We start from the raw sequence: 16,159 nt of genomic DNA, 5'->3' as shown, positions 1-16,159 counted from the left end.
ACGGACCGGCCGCGGGGGGCGGCGCAGGTCCGGGCCCGGCCGCCCCGGAGGCGACCGGTGCCGACGCACCGGGGCGACAACGCCGCGAGCCGCCACTCCGCACCCCAGGAGGGAAGCGCGGGAGCGGCGGCTCGCACCGGCCGGACCGAGGATCGGTCAGCCGTTGTTGACGCAGGTGTTGCCGAAGGACGGGTTCAGCAGACCGATGATGTCGATCGTGTTGCCGCACAGGTTGAGCGGCACGTGGACCGGGACCTGGATCTGGTTGCCGGAGATGACACCGGGGGAACCGGCGGCAACACCCTCGGCGCCGGAGCTGGCCATCGCGGAACCCGCACCGGCGGCCACGATGCCGACAACAGCGGCGCCGACGGCGGCCGTCTTCTTGATGCTCATGAGGAGCCTCCTGACTGTTCGACAGAGATGCACGGGGAGTGCGACTTCTCCAACGAGACCCGGTCGACCCGGTTGCGAGGGCACCCCCACTGTCACCCGTCCGGAGGAACGGACCCCCGGCCGGGCATTCGGGTGACTGCCGCATCCGACCGTTTCCCCCGGCGCACTGTCTCGTTCTCACAGTCGGAACACGCTCCACCCGCCCGCCACGACGAGGAGATCCGCCGCCGGTCCAAGCCCGTCCGGAATTCCTCCCGGTCGCGCGTCGATGCGAATTCTTCCCGGCCGTGCGGGAATCGTTCGCGACGCACGGTACCGCGGCGGCCGCTCATCGCCCGCGCCATGGGCGACACGCGCCATCTGGGCCGCTCGAGTGACAATCACGGCATTCCCAGAAGCCACCGGGCCAGGATTTCACCTCGCCCGGATCCCGACTATTCCACAGACGGTCGGGCAGAAATCGGAGGAAGAACCACATGCGTAACCTCAAGAAGGCCGCCGCCCTGTCCCTCGCCGCCGCCGGCCTGGTGGTCGGTGCGGCCGGTGGCGCGTTCGCCAGCTCCGGTGCCCAGGGTGTCGCCGCCGGCTCCCCGGGCGTGCTCTCCGGCAACCAGATCCAGATCCCGGTGCACATCCCGGTCAACGTCTGCGGCAACTCCATCGGGGTCATCAGCATCCTGAACCCGGCGTTCGGCAACACCTGCGTCAACCAGGGCTGACCCGGCCGTCGCCGCACCGGCGACAGTCGATCGGCCGTGCCCGTGCCGCACCCCGTCCCGCGCGGGGTGCGGCCCGCTCAACCCGCGTGTGATCTAGGAGATCAACCCCCATGCAGAACGTGAAGAAGGCCGCCGTCCTCTCCGCCGCCGCCGCCGGCCTGGTGCTCGGCGCCGCGGGCGGTGCCGCCGCCAGCTCCGGCGCGGAGGGCGTCGCCGCCGGCTCGCCCGGTGTCGCCTCCGGCAACCAGCTCCAGGTTCCGGTGCACATCCCGGTCAACCTGTGCGGCAACTCCATCAACGTGATCGGCCTGCTGAACCCGGCGTTCGGCAACACCTGCATCAACGCGGAGGCCGAGCACCACCACGACATGGACGACTGCTGATCCCCATCGGCACGCGTTCCGCCCGCACTGCCCCCCGGCCCGCCGGCCGGGGGGCGGTTCGGCGTACCCGGGCGCGGTCCGGCCGCCCGGGGCCCCCCTCCCCCCGAAGGTGATTGCGCATGGTTTCGAAGAAGAGCGGGGCCGGCCTCGCCGCCGCCCTGGGCGCCGCGGTGCTGCTCGGCGGCGCCGGCGCGGGCGCGGCGCACGCGGCCCCCGCCGAGGGCGGTGCGGCCCTGGCCAGGACCGACGTCAACCAGGCGCTCGGCGGTACCACCGCCGGGCTCGGTTACGCCGTGGCGCCGGTCAAGGACCTCCGCCTGGACCCGTGGGCCAACTCCTCGGCCGACGTGCTGAACAACGGCGCGACCGTCCAGCCGGAGAACTCCGGCCTGGCACCGGTCGGCACCGACCTGCTGACCGGGCCGCTCAGCGCCGGCGGCGGTCCGCGCGACCTGCCGCTGGTCGGCGGGGTGCTCAACACGCTGCCCGGCTGAGCCGCCGGCACCGCGCACACGGGAGCCCGGCACCCCGTCCTCCCGGACGGGGTGCCGGGCTCCCGGCCGTCCCGGGCTACAGCTGGGCCAGGCCCGCCAGACCGGTCTCCTGGACCACTCCGGTGGTGGTGGCCGTCGTGGTGGTGGCCAGGTTGTCCACCGAGTCGGTCACCGAGATCCGCTCGTCCTCGTTGCCCAGCGTGGCGCTGGCACCGGGCACCGCCTGCACCGCACCGGTCACCAGCCGCGGGTCGATCTCGTCCACCTTGAGCCGGCCGTCGGCGAGCTGGCCGCTGCCGTCCCGGGCCAGCGAGAGCGGCTTGCCGAGTCCGATCCCGGGGGTGTCGGCGTGCAGCGGCGCCGCCGGGGCGTCCAGCAGCAGCTCACCGAGGTCGGCCCCCTGGTCCAGCAGCGGCAGCGGCAGCTCGGCCTTGGCGGTCGGACCGACCCGGCCGGTGCCCAGCGGCGGCACGAGGCGCTCCGGGATCAGCGCGTCGCCGGTGGTGTGGGCGGGCACGGGGGGCATCACCAGCGAGGTCGGGATGCCGCCCGAGATCCGGCTGTCCAGCGGCGCCACCGGGATGTCCACCGGCACCTGCTGGGTGGCCAGCTGCTCCTCGAGGGCCCCCACCTGCTCGGGGCCGACCGGGGCGGCGGAGGCCGCCCCCTGGGAGGCGAGCATGCCCGCACCGACCGCCAGCAGCATCGCGCCGGCCCGCTTGGAGAACCTCATGCTTTTCACCGTTCTGCCTGTCCGTGGTGGAGATCTCTACAGGGAAGGCTGCGCGGGCGCAGCCGAAAGCAATGTGCTCAACGAGCCACCGGGATCCCGGATTGCGGGCGTTAACCGGTTCGGGCTAATAATCCGACAAGAAACACCCGGCCGTCGCGCCTCCCGGACTCTTTTCAGAAATCCCCGTAACCTTCCGTGCCGTCATTCTTTGATCTGAGCGTCAGTGACCGCAGACCGGGTCTGAGCGTTGTACGCGTTGTACGCACGGAAACCAAGAGCTTTTCAGAGAGGGATCTCCCCATGATCCAGAAGTCCTTCGCGGCCGCCGGCCTGGCCGCCGCCGCGCTGGCCGCCGCCGCGGCGCCGGCCTCGGCCATCGGCGACTCGGACGGCTCCGCCGGGTCGTTCCAGGGCAACGGCGGCACCAACTTCACCGGCACCGTCGGCGACCACAGCCCGAACTTCCACTTCCTGGACAACGCGAACGTCTGCCTGCCCGAGATCCACAACATCGCGGTCGGCGTGCTCGGCGTGGCCGTCCCGGTCGAGGTCCCGATCGCCAACAGCGGTGGCAAGCAGTACTGCACCCAGGGCCAGGGCACCCAGAGCAAGGGCGACTCCGGCGTCTCCCACCTGATCGGCTGACCTGCTCGTCCCAAGCTGCGTCACCCCTCCTGATCCATCCTTCGAATCGCTCCCCGATTCACCCCTGAGAGGAACACCGAAATGATCAAGAAGTCTCTCGCCGCCGCCGGCCTGGCCGCCGCCGCCATCGCGATGTCCGCCGGTTCGGCCTCCGCCATCGCCGACTCGGACGGCGCCGCCGTCTCCGCCCAGGGCAACGGCGGCACCAACCAGACCGGCACCCACGGCGACCACAGCCCGAACTTCCACACCCTGGACAACGCGAACATCTGCCTGCCGGAGGTCCACAACATCGCGGTCGCCGTCCTCGGCGTGGCCGTCCCGGTCGAGGTGCCGATCCTCAACAGCACCCCGAAGCAGATCTGCAACGTCGGCCAGAACACCCAGTCCTCGGGCGACGCGGGTGTCTCGCACCTGATCGGCTGATTCGGCCGCACGGCGCGACGGAGGGCCCGGGGACGTCTGGTCCCCGGGCCCTCCGGGCGTACCGGCCCGGACGTCCGGCCGGGCCGCACCGGCGGCGTCCGGCCGGGTGACAGGCCGTCGGCGCGGCGCGTGGGGCGCCGCGGCCGACGACAGCGTGCGGTCCCGTGTCAGGGCCGGTCCACGGCACCGGACCGGACCGCACGTCAGAGGCAGAGCGCCCGCACGGGGCGCTCCGGAAGAGAGGGCAGATCCATGAAGAGCAAGCTGGTCAAGGTCACTCTGACCGCCGTCGGCGCGCTGGCGCTGGCCGGCCTGGCCGCCCCGGCGGCGTCCGCGCACGTCGGTCTGGCCGGCGGCGCCGAGTTCGCCGCCTCGGCCCACCCGGTGTTCGCGGCCGGCGAGTGGGGCGGCATCGCCCACACCTCGCACATCCTCACCGGTGCGCACGGCTGGGGCGCCGCCACCTCCACCGACGCGGTCGGCGGCGAGGAGGGCTTCGCCCACATCGGCGGCTGGTAGCACGCACGGAGGCCGGGCCCCTGTCGAAGGGGCCCGGCCTCCGCCGCGTCCGGGGTCCGGTGCCGGTCCGGCTACTTCACCATCGCGGCGGCCTCGAGGGCCCAGTAGGTGAGGATCTGCTCGGCGCCGGCCCGGCGCAGCGAGGTCAGCGTCTCCAGGATCATCCGCTCCCGGTCGATCCAGCCGTTCGCGGCGGCCGCCTCGACCATCGCGTACTCGCCGGACACCTGGTAGGCGGAGACCGGCACCGGTGAGGCGTCGGCGACCTGGCGCAGGATGTCGAGGTAGGCCATGCCCGGCTTCACCATCACCAGGTCGGCGCCCTCGGCGACGTCCAGCTCCAGCTCCCGCAGCGCCTCCCGGGCGTTGGCCGGGTCCTGCTGGTAGCTCTTGCGGTCGCCCTTCAGCGAGGAGCCGACCGCCTCCCGGAACGGGCCGTAGAACGCCGAGGCGTACTTGGCGGTGTAGGCGAGGATGCCGACGTCCTGGTGCCCGGCCTCGTCCAGGGCCCGGCGGACCACGCCGATCTGGCCGTCCATCATCCCGGACGGGCCGACCAGGTGGACCCCGGCGTCCGCCTGCACCCGGGCCATCTCGGCGTAGCGCTCCAGGGTGGCGTCGTTGTCCACCGAGCCGTCCGCGGCCAGGACACCGCAGTGGCCGTGGTCGGTGTACTCGTCCAGGCAGAGGTCCGACATGACCACCAGGGCGTCGCCGACCTCGGCGACCACGTCCCGGATCGCCTGCTGGAGGATGCCGTCCGGGTTGGTGCCCTCGCTGCCGGTCGCGTCCTGCGTCTCGGGGACGCCGAACAGCATCACGCCGCCCAGGCCAGCCGCGGCCGCCTCGGTGACGGTCTTGCGCAGGGTCTCCCGGGTGTGCTGGACCACGCCCGGCATCGACGAGACCGGGACCGGTTCGCGCACGCCCTCGCGGACGAACAGCGGCAGGATCAGCTCCGCCGGGTGCAGCCGGGTCTCCGCGACCAGCCGGCGCATCGCCGGGGTCGAGCGCAGCCGGCGCGGGCGGACGTACGGGAATTCAGCGGACACGGCTTCTCTCTCCGAACGGTGGTGCTGGTGCCGGGGGCGGCGGATGGTCCGCCCCCGGCCTCGATTCAGCGCGCGGCCTTGCGGCGCGAGCCGGGGCGGCGCTCACTGGGCCGGTAGACCGGCTCGCCGGCGGCGGTCGCGGTGTCCCGGCGCTTGGCCCCGAAGTCTGCCAGGGCCTGGGCCAGCGCCGCGGCCGACGGGGCCGGGGCCATCACGTCGACCCTCAGGCCGTGCTCCTCGGCGGTCTTCGCGGTGGCCGGGCCGATGCAGGCGATGACCGTCACGTTGTGCGGCTTGCCCGCGATGCCGACCAGGTTCCGCACGGTCGAGGACGAGGTGAACAGCACCGCGTCGAAACCGCCGCCCTTGATCGCCTCCCGGGTCTCGGCCGGCGGCGGCGAGGCGCGCACGGTCCGGTACGCCGTCACGTCGTCGACCTCCCAGCCCAGCTCGACCAGGCCGGCCACCAGGGTCTCGGTGGCGATGTCGGCGCGCGGCAGCAGCACCCGGTCGATCGGATCGAACACCGGGTCGTAGGGCGGCCAGTCCTCCAGCAGCCCGGCCGCGGACTGCTCGCCGGACGGCACCAGGTCGGGCTTCACACCGAAGTCGACCAGCGCCTGCGCGGTGGTCTCGCCGACCGCCGCGACCTTGATCCCGGCGAACGCCCGGGCGTCCAGGCCGTACTCCTCGAACTTCTCGCGCACCGCGCGCACCGCGTTCACCGAGGTGAAGGCGATCCACTCGTACCGGCCGGTGACCAGGCCCTTGATCGCCCGCTCCATCTGCTGCGGGGTGCGCGGCGGCTCGACCGCGATGGTCGGCACCTCCTGCGGCACCGCGCCGTACGAGCGGAGCTGGTCGGACAGGCCGTGCGCCTGCTCCTTGGTGCGCGGTACCAGGACGTTCCAGCCGAACAGCGGCTTGGTCTCGAACCAGGAGTGCGAGGAGCGGTGGGCGACCTGCTCACCGACCACGGCTATCACCGGGGTGGCGGGGTCCACCGGGGCGGACACCGGCGCGGGCAGCACCCGGGCGGCCTTGAGGTCCGCCGCGATGGTGGCCAGGGTCGCGGTGAAGGTCCGCTGGCGGGTGGTGGTGCCGGAGAGCGTCGCGCTGAGCGCCGACTCCGGCTTGCGGCCGTTGGAGACCAGCGCGTTGGCGGTGGCGGGCAGCTGGCCCAGGGTGGTGCGCACGACCAGGGTGGTCTCCGGCGCGCCCAGGTCCACCGGGGAGCCGGCCAGCAGCGCGGCCGCCTCCACGAAGCGGACGTCCGTCCCGGCGGCGCCGCGCAGCGGCACCCCCGCGTAGGCCGGCACGCCGACCGACTGGGCGACGCCCGGGATCACCTCGAAGGCGATCCCGGCCCCGGCGCAGCCGAGCATCTCCTCGGCGGCGCAGCCGTCCAGGCCCGGGTCGCCGTCGACGGTCCGCACCACGTGCTTGCCGGAGCGCACGGCCTCGGCGACCAGGTGCGCCAGGTCGAAGTCCGGCCCCTCGGTGCCGGGGGCGTGCACCTGCACGCCCGCGGGACAGTGGCTGCGCACGGCGGCCGCGGTCAGCGGGTCGGCGACCAGGATGTCGGCCGAGGCCAGGACCTCGACCGCGCGCAGGGTCAGCAGACCCGGGTCGCCGGGACCCGCGCCCAGGAAGGTGCACCGGCCGGCGGCGGGCACCGTACCCCCGAACGGGCTGTCGGCCGGGAACGGGCTGTCGGTGGCGGCGGTGGGGCTCATCGGGCTCGCTCCCCCATCAGGGCGGCCGCGCCCGCGTCGAGCAGCCGGGCGGCCAGCGCGTGGCCGAGGGCCACCGCCTGCCGCTCGGCGGTCTCGTCGAGGACGATCGGACCGTGGGCGGACATCTTCAGCGGGGTGGCGCCGTCGACGGTGCCGACCACGCCCTCCAGCCGCAGTTCGGATCGGTGGCCCCAGCCGGCCAGCGCGGCGACCGGCGCGGAGCAGCCGGCCTCCAGGGCGGCGAGCAGGGCCCGCTCGGCGGCCACCGCGACCCGGGTGGGGGCGTGGTCGAGGGCCGCCAGCTCGGCGGCCAGACCGGTGTTCGCGGTGGTGCACTCGATGGCGAGCGCGCCCTGGCCGGGAGCCGGGAGCATCAGCTCGGGGTCGAGGCGCTCGGTGATCTCCGCGGACCGGCCGAGCCGGTTCAGACCCGCGGTGGCCAGCACCACGGCGTCCAGCTCGCCGGAGGCCACGAAGCCGATCCGGGTGTCCACGTTGCCGCGGATCGCGACGGTCTCCAGCCGGTCGCCGCGCTCGCGGGCCCAGGCGTTCAGCTGCGCCGTCCGGCGGGGCGAACCGGTGCCGATCCGGGCCGGGCGGCCGGCGCCGGCCAGCTTCTCCACCAGCTCGCCGAGCGTCAGGCCGTCGCGCGCCACCAGGGCGTCGCGGCTGTCCTCGCGCTCGGGGACGGCGGCCAGCAGCAGGCCCTCGGGGGCCGCGGTCGGCAGGTCCTTGAGCGAGTGCACGGCGAAGTCGATCCGGCCCTCGAGCAGCGCGTCGCGAAGCGCGGAGACGAACACACCGGTGCCGCCGATCCGGGCCAGCGCCTCGCGGGAGGTGTCGCCGTAGGTGGTGATCTCCACCAGCTCGACGGGGCGCCCGGTGCGGCGGGTCACCTCGCGGGCGACCATGCCCGACTGCGCCATGGCGAGCGCGCTGCGCCGGGTGCCGAGCCGCAGGGGTGCCGCGGTGGTGTCCGGTGCCTGGCCGGTGAGCGGTTGACCATTCATGGGGTGATCGTCCCGGTGGTACTCGTGGGATGGCTGACGGTTCATCCGGCGCCCCCGCCCGCAGGCTGCTGGGTGCCGATCGGAGTGCCCGAGACCGCGTGGACGGCGGCCGGGTCGAGGTCGAACAGTTCACGCAGTGCCTCCGCGTAGGAGGCGCCGCCGGGCTCGGCGGCCAGCTGCTTCACCCGCACGGTGGGGGCGTGCAGCAGCTTGTCGACGACCCGGCGGACGGTCTGGCCGATCTCGGCGCGCGAGCGCTCGTCCAGACCGGGCAGCCGGGAGTCCAGGCGGGCCAGCTCGGTGGCGACCACCCCGGAGGCCATCGCGCGCAGCGCCACCACGGTGGGGGCGATCCGCGCGGCCCGCTGGGCGGCGCCGAAGGCGGTGACCTCCTCGGCGACGATGCCGGTGACGGCGTCGACGTCCCCGGCGCCGGGGGTGGCGGCGTGGGCGTGCGAGAGGCTCTCCAGGTCGACCAGGAGCGCGCCGGACAGCTCGTGCACGGCGTGGTCGACGTCGCGCGGCATGGCGAGGTCGAGGAAGGCGAGCGGGGTGGCGGCGGCGCGCGCGGCGACGGCGGCGGCGACGTCGTCCGCCCCGATCACGGTGCCGGCCGCGCCGGTGCAGGAGATCACCAGGTCGACGTCGGCCAGCGCCTCGGGCACCTTGGCCAGGTCCAGGGTGCGGGCGACGTCCCCGCCGAGGATCTCGACCAGCCGCTCGGCGCGCTCCGGCGTCCGGTTGGCGATCAGCACGTCCGTCACGCCCGAGCGGACCAGGGTGGCGGCGGCCAGCGAGCTCATCGAGCCCGCGCCGACGACCAGCGCCCGCTTGCCCGCGATCGCGCCCGAGCCGGCCGCGACCTGCTCCAGGCCGAAGGTCACCAGGGACTGGCCGGCCTTGTCGATGCCGGTCTCGCTGTGCGCCCGCTTGCCGACCCGCAGGGCCTGCTGGAAGAGCTCGTTGAGGCCGCGCGCGGCGGTGTGCTCCTCCTGCGCCCTGGCCAGGGCGTCGCGCAGCTGGCCGAGGATCTGGCCCTCCCCGACCACCATCGAGTCCAGGCCGCAGGCCACCGAGAAGAGGTGGTGGACCGCGCGGTCCTCATAGTGGACGTAGAGGTGGGAGGTCAGCTCCTCCAGGTCGACCCCGCTGTGGTGGGCGAGCAGCAGCGACAGCTCGGCGACGCCGGCGTGGAACTTGTCCACGTCCGCGTACAGCTCGATCCGGTTGCAGGTGTTGACCAGCGCCGCCTCGGCGACGGTCGCGGACGCGGCCGCGTCGTGCAGCAGCCGGGTCGGCACCTCACCGGTCAGCGCGGCCCGCTCCAGCACGCCGACCGGGGCCGTGCGATGGCTCAGCCCTACGACGAGAAGACTCACGCCCGCCCCCTGGTCCCACGATTCTCGGTCCCGCTCATGCCGGCATCACCGCGGACAGCTCGCCCTCGCCGGGCTTGCCGGGCTTGCCCTGCGCCGTCGGCTCCGCGTCCTTGGCCGGCTCGGCGGCGGTGCGGGGCTTGGTGGTGCCGCCGGCCGCGCGGCGCAGCTTGGCCGCGGCGGCGCGGACCGGACCGGGCGCGCGGTCGAGCACGGACTCCGTGCGGTCCGGCTCGTCGCCGGCCTTGCGCTGCTCGTGGAAGGCGAGGATCTGCAGCTCGATGGAGAGGTCCACCTTGCGCACGTCGACGCCGTCCGGGACGGTCAGCACGGTCGGGGCGAAGTTCAGGATGCTGGTGACACCGGCCTCGACCAGTCGGTCGCAGACCTGCTGGGCGGCGCCGGGCGGGGTGGTGATGACACCGATCGAGACGTGCTGGCTCTCCACGATGGACTCCAGTTCGTCCATGTGGCGCACCGGCAGGCCGGCCGCGCTGCTGCCGACCACGGTCGGGTCGGCGTCCAGCAGGGCCGCCACCCGGAAACCGCGGGAGGCGAAGCCGCCGTAGTTGGCGAGCGCGTGGCCGAGGTTCCCGATGCCGACGATGACGACCGGCCAGTCCTGGGTCAGGCCCAGCTCGCGGGAGATCTGGTAGACGAGGTACTCGACGTCGTAGCCGACCCCGCGGGTGCCGTACGAGCCCAGGTAGGAGAAGTCCTTGCGCAGCTTGGCGGAGTTCACCCCGGCCGCGGCCGCCAGCTCCTCGGAGGAGACCGTCGGCACCGAGCGCTCGGAGAGCGCGGTGAGCGCGCGCAGGTACAGCGGAAGCCGGGCGACCGTCGCCTCCGGGATGCCCCGGGCGCGCGAAGGTCGACGCGCGGCGCCCTGGTCGGGCGTCTGCGAACTGCTCTGTGGTGATCGGCCGATTGCCACGGTGCTCCTGTGGGTGAAGCTGGGCTTTGGCAGCCAGGCTATGCGTTTGTGAACGTGTGCACAAAGATGGTGTCCGATTTGTCCCCGCACAGTGATGCGCATCACGCCGTGGACCCCATAGCACCGGTGGCTTTCCGGGCCGCCGCCGGGGGCGGTGCAAGGGGTGGCCGAGGGCCGTACAGCTGGCCGTTCGACAGCTCCGGCGGAGCCGGACGGGAGGACCCCCGCAGGACCAGCGGCACCGGTTCCCCGGACGGGCGGGACCGGGCCCGCCCCAGCCTCGGCCACGGCACCGCGGCCGCCTCCCGCAGCGGCAGCGCCCAGTCGTCCGGCGGGCAGGACGGCGTGTCCAGGCAGTGGCGGAGCAGACCGGCGGTGGCCCGGGCGTCACCGAGCGCGGTGTGCGCGGCGAAGCCGCCGAGGCCGGCCGCCGCCACGCAGGCCGCCAGGCCGAAGCCGCCGGCCTCCGGCAGGCGGTCCCGGGCCAGCCGCATCGTGCACAGCGAGGGCACCGGCGGCAGCGGGACCCCGATCCGGGCGAACTCGCGATCGAGGAACGCGTGGTCGCAGGTGACGTGATGGCCGACCAGCACCCGGCCGGCCAGCAGCTCCAGCAGCAGCGGCGCGATCTCGCGGAAGCGCGGGGCGCCCTCGACGTCCTCCTGCGCTATCCGGTGCACATGGGTCGGACCGACCGGGCCGAGCGGGTCCAGCAGGGTGCAGAACTCGCCCTCGGGGCGGAGCCGCTCGTCCAGCAGCACCACCGCGATCTCGACCACCCGGTGCCGCCAGGGGCTGCGGCCGGTCGCCTCCACGTCCACCACGGCGAAGCCCCCGCGCGCGGCCGAAGGCTCGGCGGGCGCGTCCAAGGGCGGACCGGGAAGCATGGCGGCACTCCTCGCGTGCTCAGCCCCCCATGGGCGCAGACGAGTTCGATCGTAAGCCGACCGACGGCCGCCGCCCCAAGCCGGGAACGCGGAATCTTCACAACGATTCGGCGAACCGCCCCCGCCGTTCGGCGGGGGCGCGGGAGGCCCCCGGCGGAGCGGGCGGGAACCTCCCCGCCGGGGCCGCCGGGTCCCGGGTCAGGCGCCGAGCGCGGTGCGCAGGCGCTTCTCGTCCACCCGCCAGAAGTCGTGCTGGCGCCCGTCGATCAGGGTGACCGGGATCTGCTCCCAGTAGAGGTGGTGGAGCTCCGGGTCCTGGGTGATGTCCTTCTCCTCGAAGGCCGCGCCCAGCTCGGCCGTCACCCGGACGATCACCTCCCGGGCGTCGTCGCACAGGTGGCAGCCGGGCTTCGCCACCAGGGTCACGGTCCGGTCGGCCGGCCCCGGGCCCCGGTTCTTGTCACGTCGCAGCAGTGGACTCACCCCGCCATTGTGCGCCGCCCCGGCGGACGGACCGGACCCGGCCGCCCCTTCCGCCGTTCACCCGTCGGGCACGTCGCCGTCACGGCCGCCGCACAGGTGGCTGGCTATGCTCGGTGGCATGGCCGTGCTCCGAAGGCTCACCCAGTCAAGGCGCCCCACCGGCTCGCGGACCGCACTGGCGGGCGAGGCCGCGGCGGAGGCGGCGGAGGCCGCCCTGCGGGCGGCCCCGGCACCGGCCGGACCGGCTCCGGCGGAGCCCGCCGGAGGCACCGGACCGGCGGCCGACGCCCGGCCGGCCGACGCCGGGGCGGAGCCCTCCGGGGACACCGAGCCCGCCCGGCGCGGCAAGGCGCCCAGGCCCCCCGCCGAGAACCACACCCCCGAGCCGGACGACCCGCGCGCCGCCGCCTTCTTCGACTGCGACAACACCATCCTGCGCGGGGCGGCGATCTTCTACCTCGGGGTCGGCCTCTACCGCCGGGGCTTCCTCACCCGCCGCGACATCGCCCGCTTCGCCTGGCAGCAGGCCTGGTTCCGGCTGTACGGCGCCGAGGACCCGGACCACATGGCCGACGCCCAGCACACCGCCCTGGGCCTGGTCGCCGGCAAGCGCACCGCCGAGCTGGAGGCGCTCTGTGAGGAGGTCTTCGAGGACGTCATCGCCGACAAGGTGTGGCCCGGCACCCGCGCACTGGTCCAGATGCACCTGGACGCCGGCCAGCGGGTCTGGCTGGTCACCGCCGCGCCGGTGGAGGTCGCCCGGATCATCGCGGCCCGGCTCGGCATGACGGGGGCGCTCGGCACCGTCGCCGAGGCGCGCGACGGCGCGTACACCGGCAGACTGGTCGGCGAGCTGCTGCACGGGCCGGCCAAGGCCGCCGCGGTGCGGTCGCTGGCCCGGCGGGAACGGCTCGACCTCGACCGCTGCGCCGCGTACAGCGACTCGGCCAACGACATCCCGATGCTGTCGCTGGTGGGCCACCCCTACGTGGTGAACCCGGACGGCGCGCTGCGGCGGCACGCCCGGGCGCAGGGCTGGCGGGTCCGGGACTTCCGGACCGGGCGGAAGGCCGCCCGGGTCGGGCTGCCGGCCGCCGCCGCGCTGGGCGTGGCCGCGGGCGCCGTCGCGGCGTGGGCGGCGCTGCACCGCCGGCACCGCGCCTGAGCGGCTCGGCCCGGCGGAGCGACCGGGGCACCGGACGGCGGACCGCGACGGACCGCGGCGGGTCGGAGCGGACCGCCGGGCGGAGCGGGCCGCGGGGACGGGCGTCCGGGCCCCGCGCGGGGTCGGTCCGGTCAATTCGCGCGCTGACGATGCCGCCCGTACGGGCGAACTCCCGCGCGTCGCGGGCCCGTCCGGCCGCGCCGATCGAACTCGCCAGCCAGTGACCGGATCTGATCGTTCGCCAGCTCGACAAAGTCGGGGGTTATCGGGCCCCAGAACCGGGAAACCGCCCGCCGGACCACCGAATTGGTCACCAGGCGCACTCGTTCTGTCACGTTGAGCCAGGCGATCGCCGACATGTTCGGTCACTGTCGGCCGGATATTCGTCCAATGCGGATCCCAAACGACCACTTCGACCACACGGTGTAGCTGTCATTGCACAAAGCGTTATTCTCTCCTGGATGCACGTCACCCAACCGCCCCAGCGCGACCCGGGGGGCGCGGACGTGCTCTCCGCGCAGGCGGAGGTGATCCGTCCACAGTTCTGCCTCTGGGAGTCCCGTGTACCCACCCGTCCGGAACGACGCGCCTGCACCCTCCCGCCCGTCGTCCGCGCCCCTGCGCTCCCGCACCAACCTCCGCGGCCGCCCGGTCCCGCCCCGGCAGATCTCCACCGGCCTGGACCTGCTGCGCACCCTGCTCCGCAGCCAGCTCGCCGCCACCCCCCAACTGGTGCCCGCCGGAGCCGTGTTCGGCCCGGTCCAGGACCGCCCCGGCACCCCCCTGCTGCGCACCACCGCGGCCGGCTCGGCCGGGGCCGGCACCCGGGGCCGGACCGGCAGCGCCGGCGGCCGCAGCCGCTCCCGCACCACCACCGGCCCCGGTTACGAGACCGAGCACAACCCGATCATGGAGCTGGTCGAGCGCGCCCAGGCCGGCGAGAGCGAGGCCTTCGGCCGGCTCTACGACCACTACGCGGACACCGTCTACCGCTACATCTACTACCGGGTCGGCAGCCGGGCCACCGCCGAGGACCTCACCAGCGAGACGTTCCTGCGCGCGCTGCGCCGGATCGGCACCTTCACCTGGCAGGGGCGGGACTTCGGCGCCTGGCTGGTGACCATCGCCCGCAACCTGGTCGCCGACCACTTCAAGTCCAGCCGGTTCCGGCTGGAGGTCACCACGGGCGAGATGCTCGACTCCAACGAGTGCGAGCGGAGCCCCGAGGACTCGGTGCTGGAGTCGCTCTCCAACGCGGCGCTGCTGGAGGCGGTCCGCCGGCTGAACCCGCAGCAGCAGGAGTGCGTGACGCTGCGCTTCCTGCAGGGGCTGTCGGTCGCCGAGACCGCCCGGATCATGGGCAAGAACGAGGGTGCCATCAAGACCCTCCAGTACCGCGCCGTGCGCACCCTGGCCCGTCTGCTCCCGCCCGACGCGCGGTGAGCCGCCGACGGTCCGGGGAGGCCCCCGGGGACGCGGCGGGAGAGATAGTGCGCGGGCCGTCACCCTCGGGGACGGCCCGACACATCCGGGTGAACGGTCGGTCCGATGATCAGTCGTGCGTAACCGACCGCCCGCGCCGCTCGTTGGCCAGCTTGCAAGCCTCCACCAGGCGCGCGGTCAAGTCGATTTGCGACCTCTCACCCGATGGAGTGGCTTTGGCTTGCCGGGGCAACCGTCCGGCAGGCCGGGGTGTCGACAACGACGAAGGGAGGTGTGGCCCGTGACGGCAAACGTGCTGGAGCACCGGCGGGCGAAGGCCTTCGCCGAGGCGCTGGAGGCCCACCAGGCGGAGCAACGCGCTGCCGACGGCAACGGAACGGCCAACACCGCTATCGGCAACGCCGGTTCGGTCGCGATGGCCGAACTCATCGACACGGTCGGCGCGCTCGGTGCGCTGCCCGCCCCGGAGCTCGACCACGAGGTCCGGACCGTCCAACGCGCCCAGCTGATGGCCGCGTTCGAGCAGGCCTTCGCGGGCGGGCCGGGCGTCACCGTGCCGCGCCAGCGCCGCCACCGGGCCGTCCGCACGGCGCCGCGCGGACGCTGGAGCCGCCGGTTCGCGATCGGCGGGCTCGTGGCCGGCCTCGCCGTCGGCAGCTTCGCCGGGGCCGCGGCCGCCAGCGGCAACGCCCTCCCCGGCGACCCGCTGTACGGCATGAAGCGCGGGCTGGAGGGGCTGCGGCTCAACCTCGCGGACACCGACAGCGAGCGCGGCGAGCTGCTGCTCGACAACGCGGCCACCCGGCTCGGCGAGGCCCGCTCGCTGGTCGGCCGGTCCGGCACCGGCGGCTCGCTCAGCCCGGGCACCGTCGAGCAGGTCCGCAAGGCCCTCGACGACATGCACAACGACGCGCTCAAGGGCCGCGACCTGCTGCGCGCCGTCTACCGCAACAACGGCTCGCTCGACCCGATGCGCACCCTGGCCGGCTTCGCCCACGACGAGGACGGCACCTGGGCGGAGGTCCAGTCCCGGCTCCCGGACCAGCTCGTGCCGCAGGCCCACCTGGTGGACCAGCTCTTCGACGACATAAGCCAGGACGTCGCGCCCCTGCGTCTGGTCCAGCCGCCCGCCAGGAGCGGGATGCCGGACGACGGCGGGGCGGGCGACGGCACCCGCGGGACGGGTGTGCAGGGCGGACCCTCCGCCGGCACCGCGCCCAACGGCAACCCGGCGGTCGGCGGGGTACCCGCCCAGGGCGGCGGCACCGGCGGGCCGGCCGGCACCTCGGTCGGCGGTCGGCCCGGCAGCACCCCGCAGGTCCCGCCGCAGGGCGGCGCGCCCGCACCGGCGGCGCCCGCGGCGCCCGGCGCACCGGCCGCGCCGGTGCCCAGCGGTGAGAGCAACGTCGTACCGGCCCCGGTCGGCGGCCTGGTCGACAACCTCACCAACGGGCTCACCGGGGCCAAGCCCTCGCCCAGCGCGGACGCCCCGGCTCCGGCCCCGGCGCCGGACCGGTCCCCGGCACAGCCGTCCGAGTCGCCCAGCGCGAGCAACGGCGCCGCCCAGCAGCAGGGCGTTGAGGTGCCCCCGCTGATCCCGGGCCTGCTGCCCGGTCTGCGGATCCTCGGCGGCTGACCCGGCCCGGAACGGCGGTGGGGGGCCGGGGGGGCGGGGGGGGCCCCCGGCCCCCCCCCCGGGCCCCCCCGCCCGGGGGGCCCCCCCCCCCCGGCCCCCCGGCCCCCCCCCCCCCCCCCGGC

19 protein-coding genes are annotated in these 16,159 nt (G+C 74.7%); 9 read left to right on the top strand and 10 right to left on the bottom strand.

Features of this window, described 5'->3' with window-relative positions; translation table 11 throughout:
* Positions 1-156 precede the first annotated feature (156 nt).
* A complete protein-coding gene (locus ACIPYS_RS39675) occupies positions 157-396 on the bottom strand; it encodes a chaplin (RefSeq protein ID WP_400755457.1) in 240 nt (79 codons plus the stop codon).
* 476 nt (positions 397-872) lie between these two features.
* Here ACIPYS_RS39675 and ACIPYS_RS39670 point away from each other — a divergent pair, with 476 nt between their 5' ends.
* The 3 genes from ACIPYS_RS39670 (at position 873) to ACIPYS_RS39660 (ending at position 1,992) form a co-directional block, all read left to right on the top strand.
* Positions 873-1,115 carry a chaplin gene (locus tag ACIPYS_RS39670; protein ID WP_360014555.1) on the top strand — a complete coding sequence of 81 codons (243 nt, stop codon included), beginning with the start codon at positions 873-875 and terminating at the stop codon, positions 1,113-1,115.
* 110 nt (positions 1,116-1,225) lie between these two features.
* Positions 1,226-1,498, top strand: a complete 273-nt coding sequence (locus ACIPYS_RS39665) for a chaplin (protein WP_030393801.1) — start codon at positions 1,226-1,228, stop codon at positions 1,496-1,498.
* Between the two features lie 119 nt (positions 1,499-1,617).
* Entirely contained in the window at positions 1,618-1,992 is a 375-nt protein-coding gene (locus ACIPYS_RS39660; protein WP_093861615.1) for a hypothetical protein, read from the top strand.
* Between the two features lie 76 nt (positions 1,993-2,068).
* Here ACIPYS_RS39660 and ACIPYS_RS39655 read toward each other — a convergent pair whose 3' ends face one another.
* The gene (locus ACIPYS_RS39655) at positions 2,069-2,725 is read right to left on the bottom strand and encodes a hypothetical protein (RefSeq protein ID WP_400755454.1); all 657 of its coding nucleotides are present in this window, start codon (positions 2,723-2,725) and stop codon (positions 2,069-2,071) included.
* Positions 2,726-3,025: 300 nt separating this feature from the next.
* Here ACIPYS_RS39655 and ACIPYS_RS39650 point away from each other — a divergent pair, with 300 nt between their 5' ends.
* From ACIPYS_RS39650 to ACIPYS_RS39640, 3 genes are all read left to right on the top strand, one after another.
* Positions 3,026-3,370, top strand: coding sequence for a rodlet layer protein (locus ACIPYS_RS39650; RefSeq protein ID WP_093861613.1), 345 nt, complete (start codon positions 3,026-3,028; stop codon positions 3,368-3,370).
* A gap of 81 nt (positions 3,371-3,451) precedes the next feature.
* On the top strand, positions 3,452-3,796 hold the full coding sequence (locus ACIPYS_RS39645) for a hypothetical protein (RefSeq protein WP_037779809.1): 345 nt from the start codon (positions 3,452-3,454) through the stop codon (positions 3,794-3,796).
* Between the two features lie 252 nt (positions 3,797-4,048).
* Positions 4,049-4,315, top strand: coding sequence for a hypothetical protein (locus ACIPYS_RS39640; RefSeq protein WP_093861612.1), 267 nt, complete (start codon positions 4,049-4,051; stop codon positions 4,313-4,315).
* A 71-nt stretch (positions 4,316-4,386) separates the two neighbouring features.
* Here the strand turns inward: ACIPYS_RS39640 and hemB are convergent, their stop codons facing one another.
* From hemB to ACIPYS_RS39605, 7 genes are all read right to left on the bottom strand, one after another.
* Positions 4,387-5,367 carry a porphobilinogen synthase gene (gene hemB, locus ACIPYS_RS39635; protein ID WP_030393797.1) on the bottom strand — a complete coding sequence of 327 codons (981 nt, stop codon included), beginning with the start codon at positions 5,365-5,367 and terminating at the stop codon, positions 4,387-4,389.
* Between the two features lie 65 nt (positions 5,368-5,432).
* A complete protein-coding gene (locus ACIPYS_RS39630) occupies positions 5,433-7,103 on the bottom strand; it encodes a uroporphyrinogen-III synthase (protein ID WP_400755451.1) in 1,671 nt (556 codons plus the stop codon).
* Complete coding sequence (gene hemC, locus ACIPYS_RS39625; protein WP_093861610.1) at positions 7,100-8,113, bottom strand: hydroxymethylbilane synthase; 1,014 nt, start codon at positions 8,111-8,113, stop codon at positions 7,100-7,102. The genes ACIPYS_RS39630 and hemC overlap by 4 nt, the downstream gene beginning before the upstream one ends.
* 41 nt (positions 8,114-8,154) lie before the next feature.
* Complete coding sequence (locus ACIPYS_RS39620) at positions 8,155-9,492, bottom strand: glutamyl-tRNA reductase (RefSeq protein ID WP_093861609.1); 1,338 nt, start codon at positions 9,490-9,492, stop codon at positions 8,155-8,157.
* 34 nt (positions 9,493-9,526) lie between these two features.
* A complete protein-coding gene (locus ACIPYS_RS39615) occupies positions 9,527-10,423 on the bottom strand; it encodes a redox-sensing transcriptional repressor Rex (RefSeq protein ID WP_173862106.1) in 897 nt (298 codons plus the stop codon).
* Between the two features lie 101 nt (positions 10,424-10,524).
* Entirely contained in the window at positions 10,525-11,310 is a 786-nt protein-coding gene (locus tag ACIPYS_RS39610) for a 3'-5' exonuclease (protein ID WP_093861608.1), read from the bottom strand.
* Between the two features lie 198 nt (positions 11,311-11,508).
* On the bottom strand, positions 11,509-11,793 hold the full coding sequence (locus ACIPYS_RS39605) for a glutaredoxin family protein (protein ID WP_045937930.1): 285 nt from the start codon (positions 11,791-11,793) through the stop codon (positions 11,509-11,511).
* Between the two features lie 118 nt (positions 11,794-11,911).
* Between ACIPYS_RS39605 and ACIPYS_RS39600 the strand changes: the two genes are divergently transcribed.
* Complete coding sequence (locus ACIPYS_RS39600; RefSeq protein ID WP_400755447.1) at positions 11,912-12,958, top strand: HAD family hydrolase; 1,047 nt, start codon at positions 11,912-11,914, stop codon at positions 12,956-12,958.
* 131 nt (positions 12,959-13,089) lie between these two features.
* Here the strand turns inward: ACIPYS_RS39600 and ACIPYS_RS39595 are convergent, their stop codons facing one another.
* Positions 13,090-13,317, bottom strand: coding sequence for a hypothetical protein (locus ACIPYS_RS39595; RefSeq protein WP_159424973.1), 228 nt, complete (start codon positions 13,315-13,317; stop codon positions 13,090-13,092).
* Positions 13,318-13,624: 307 nt separating this feature from the next.
* On the opposite strand from ACIPYS_RS39595, the gene ACIPYS_RS39590 reads away from it, so the two are divergent.
* On the top strand, positions 13,625-14,401 hold the full coding sequence (locus ACIPYS_RS39590) for an ECF subfamily RNA polymerase sigma factor, BldN family (RefSeq protein ID WP_400755474.1): 777 nt from the start codon (positions 13,625-13,627) through the stop codon (positions 14,399-14,401).
* Between the two features lie 280 nt (positions 14,402-14,681).
* Positions 14,682-16,037, top strand: coding sequence for a DUF5667 domain-containing protein (locus ACIPYS_RS39585; RefSeq protein WP_400755445.1), 1,356 nt, complete (start codon positions 14,682-14,684; stop codon positions 16,035-16,037).
* Positions 16,038-16,159: the final 122 nt, after the last annotated feature.

The sequence above is a fragment of the Kitasatospora sp. NPDC089913 genome (assembly GCF_044748625.1).
Taxonomy (GTDB): domain Bacteria; phylum Actinomycetota; class Actinomycetes; order Streptomycetales; family Streptomycetaceae; genus Kitasatospora.
This window is presented reverse-complemented; position numbering and strand designations above follow the sequence as displayed.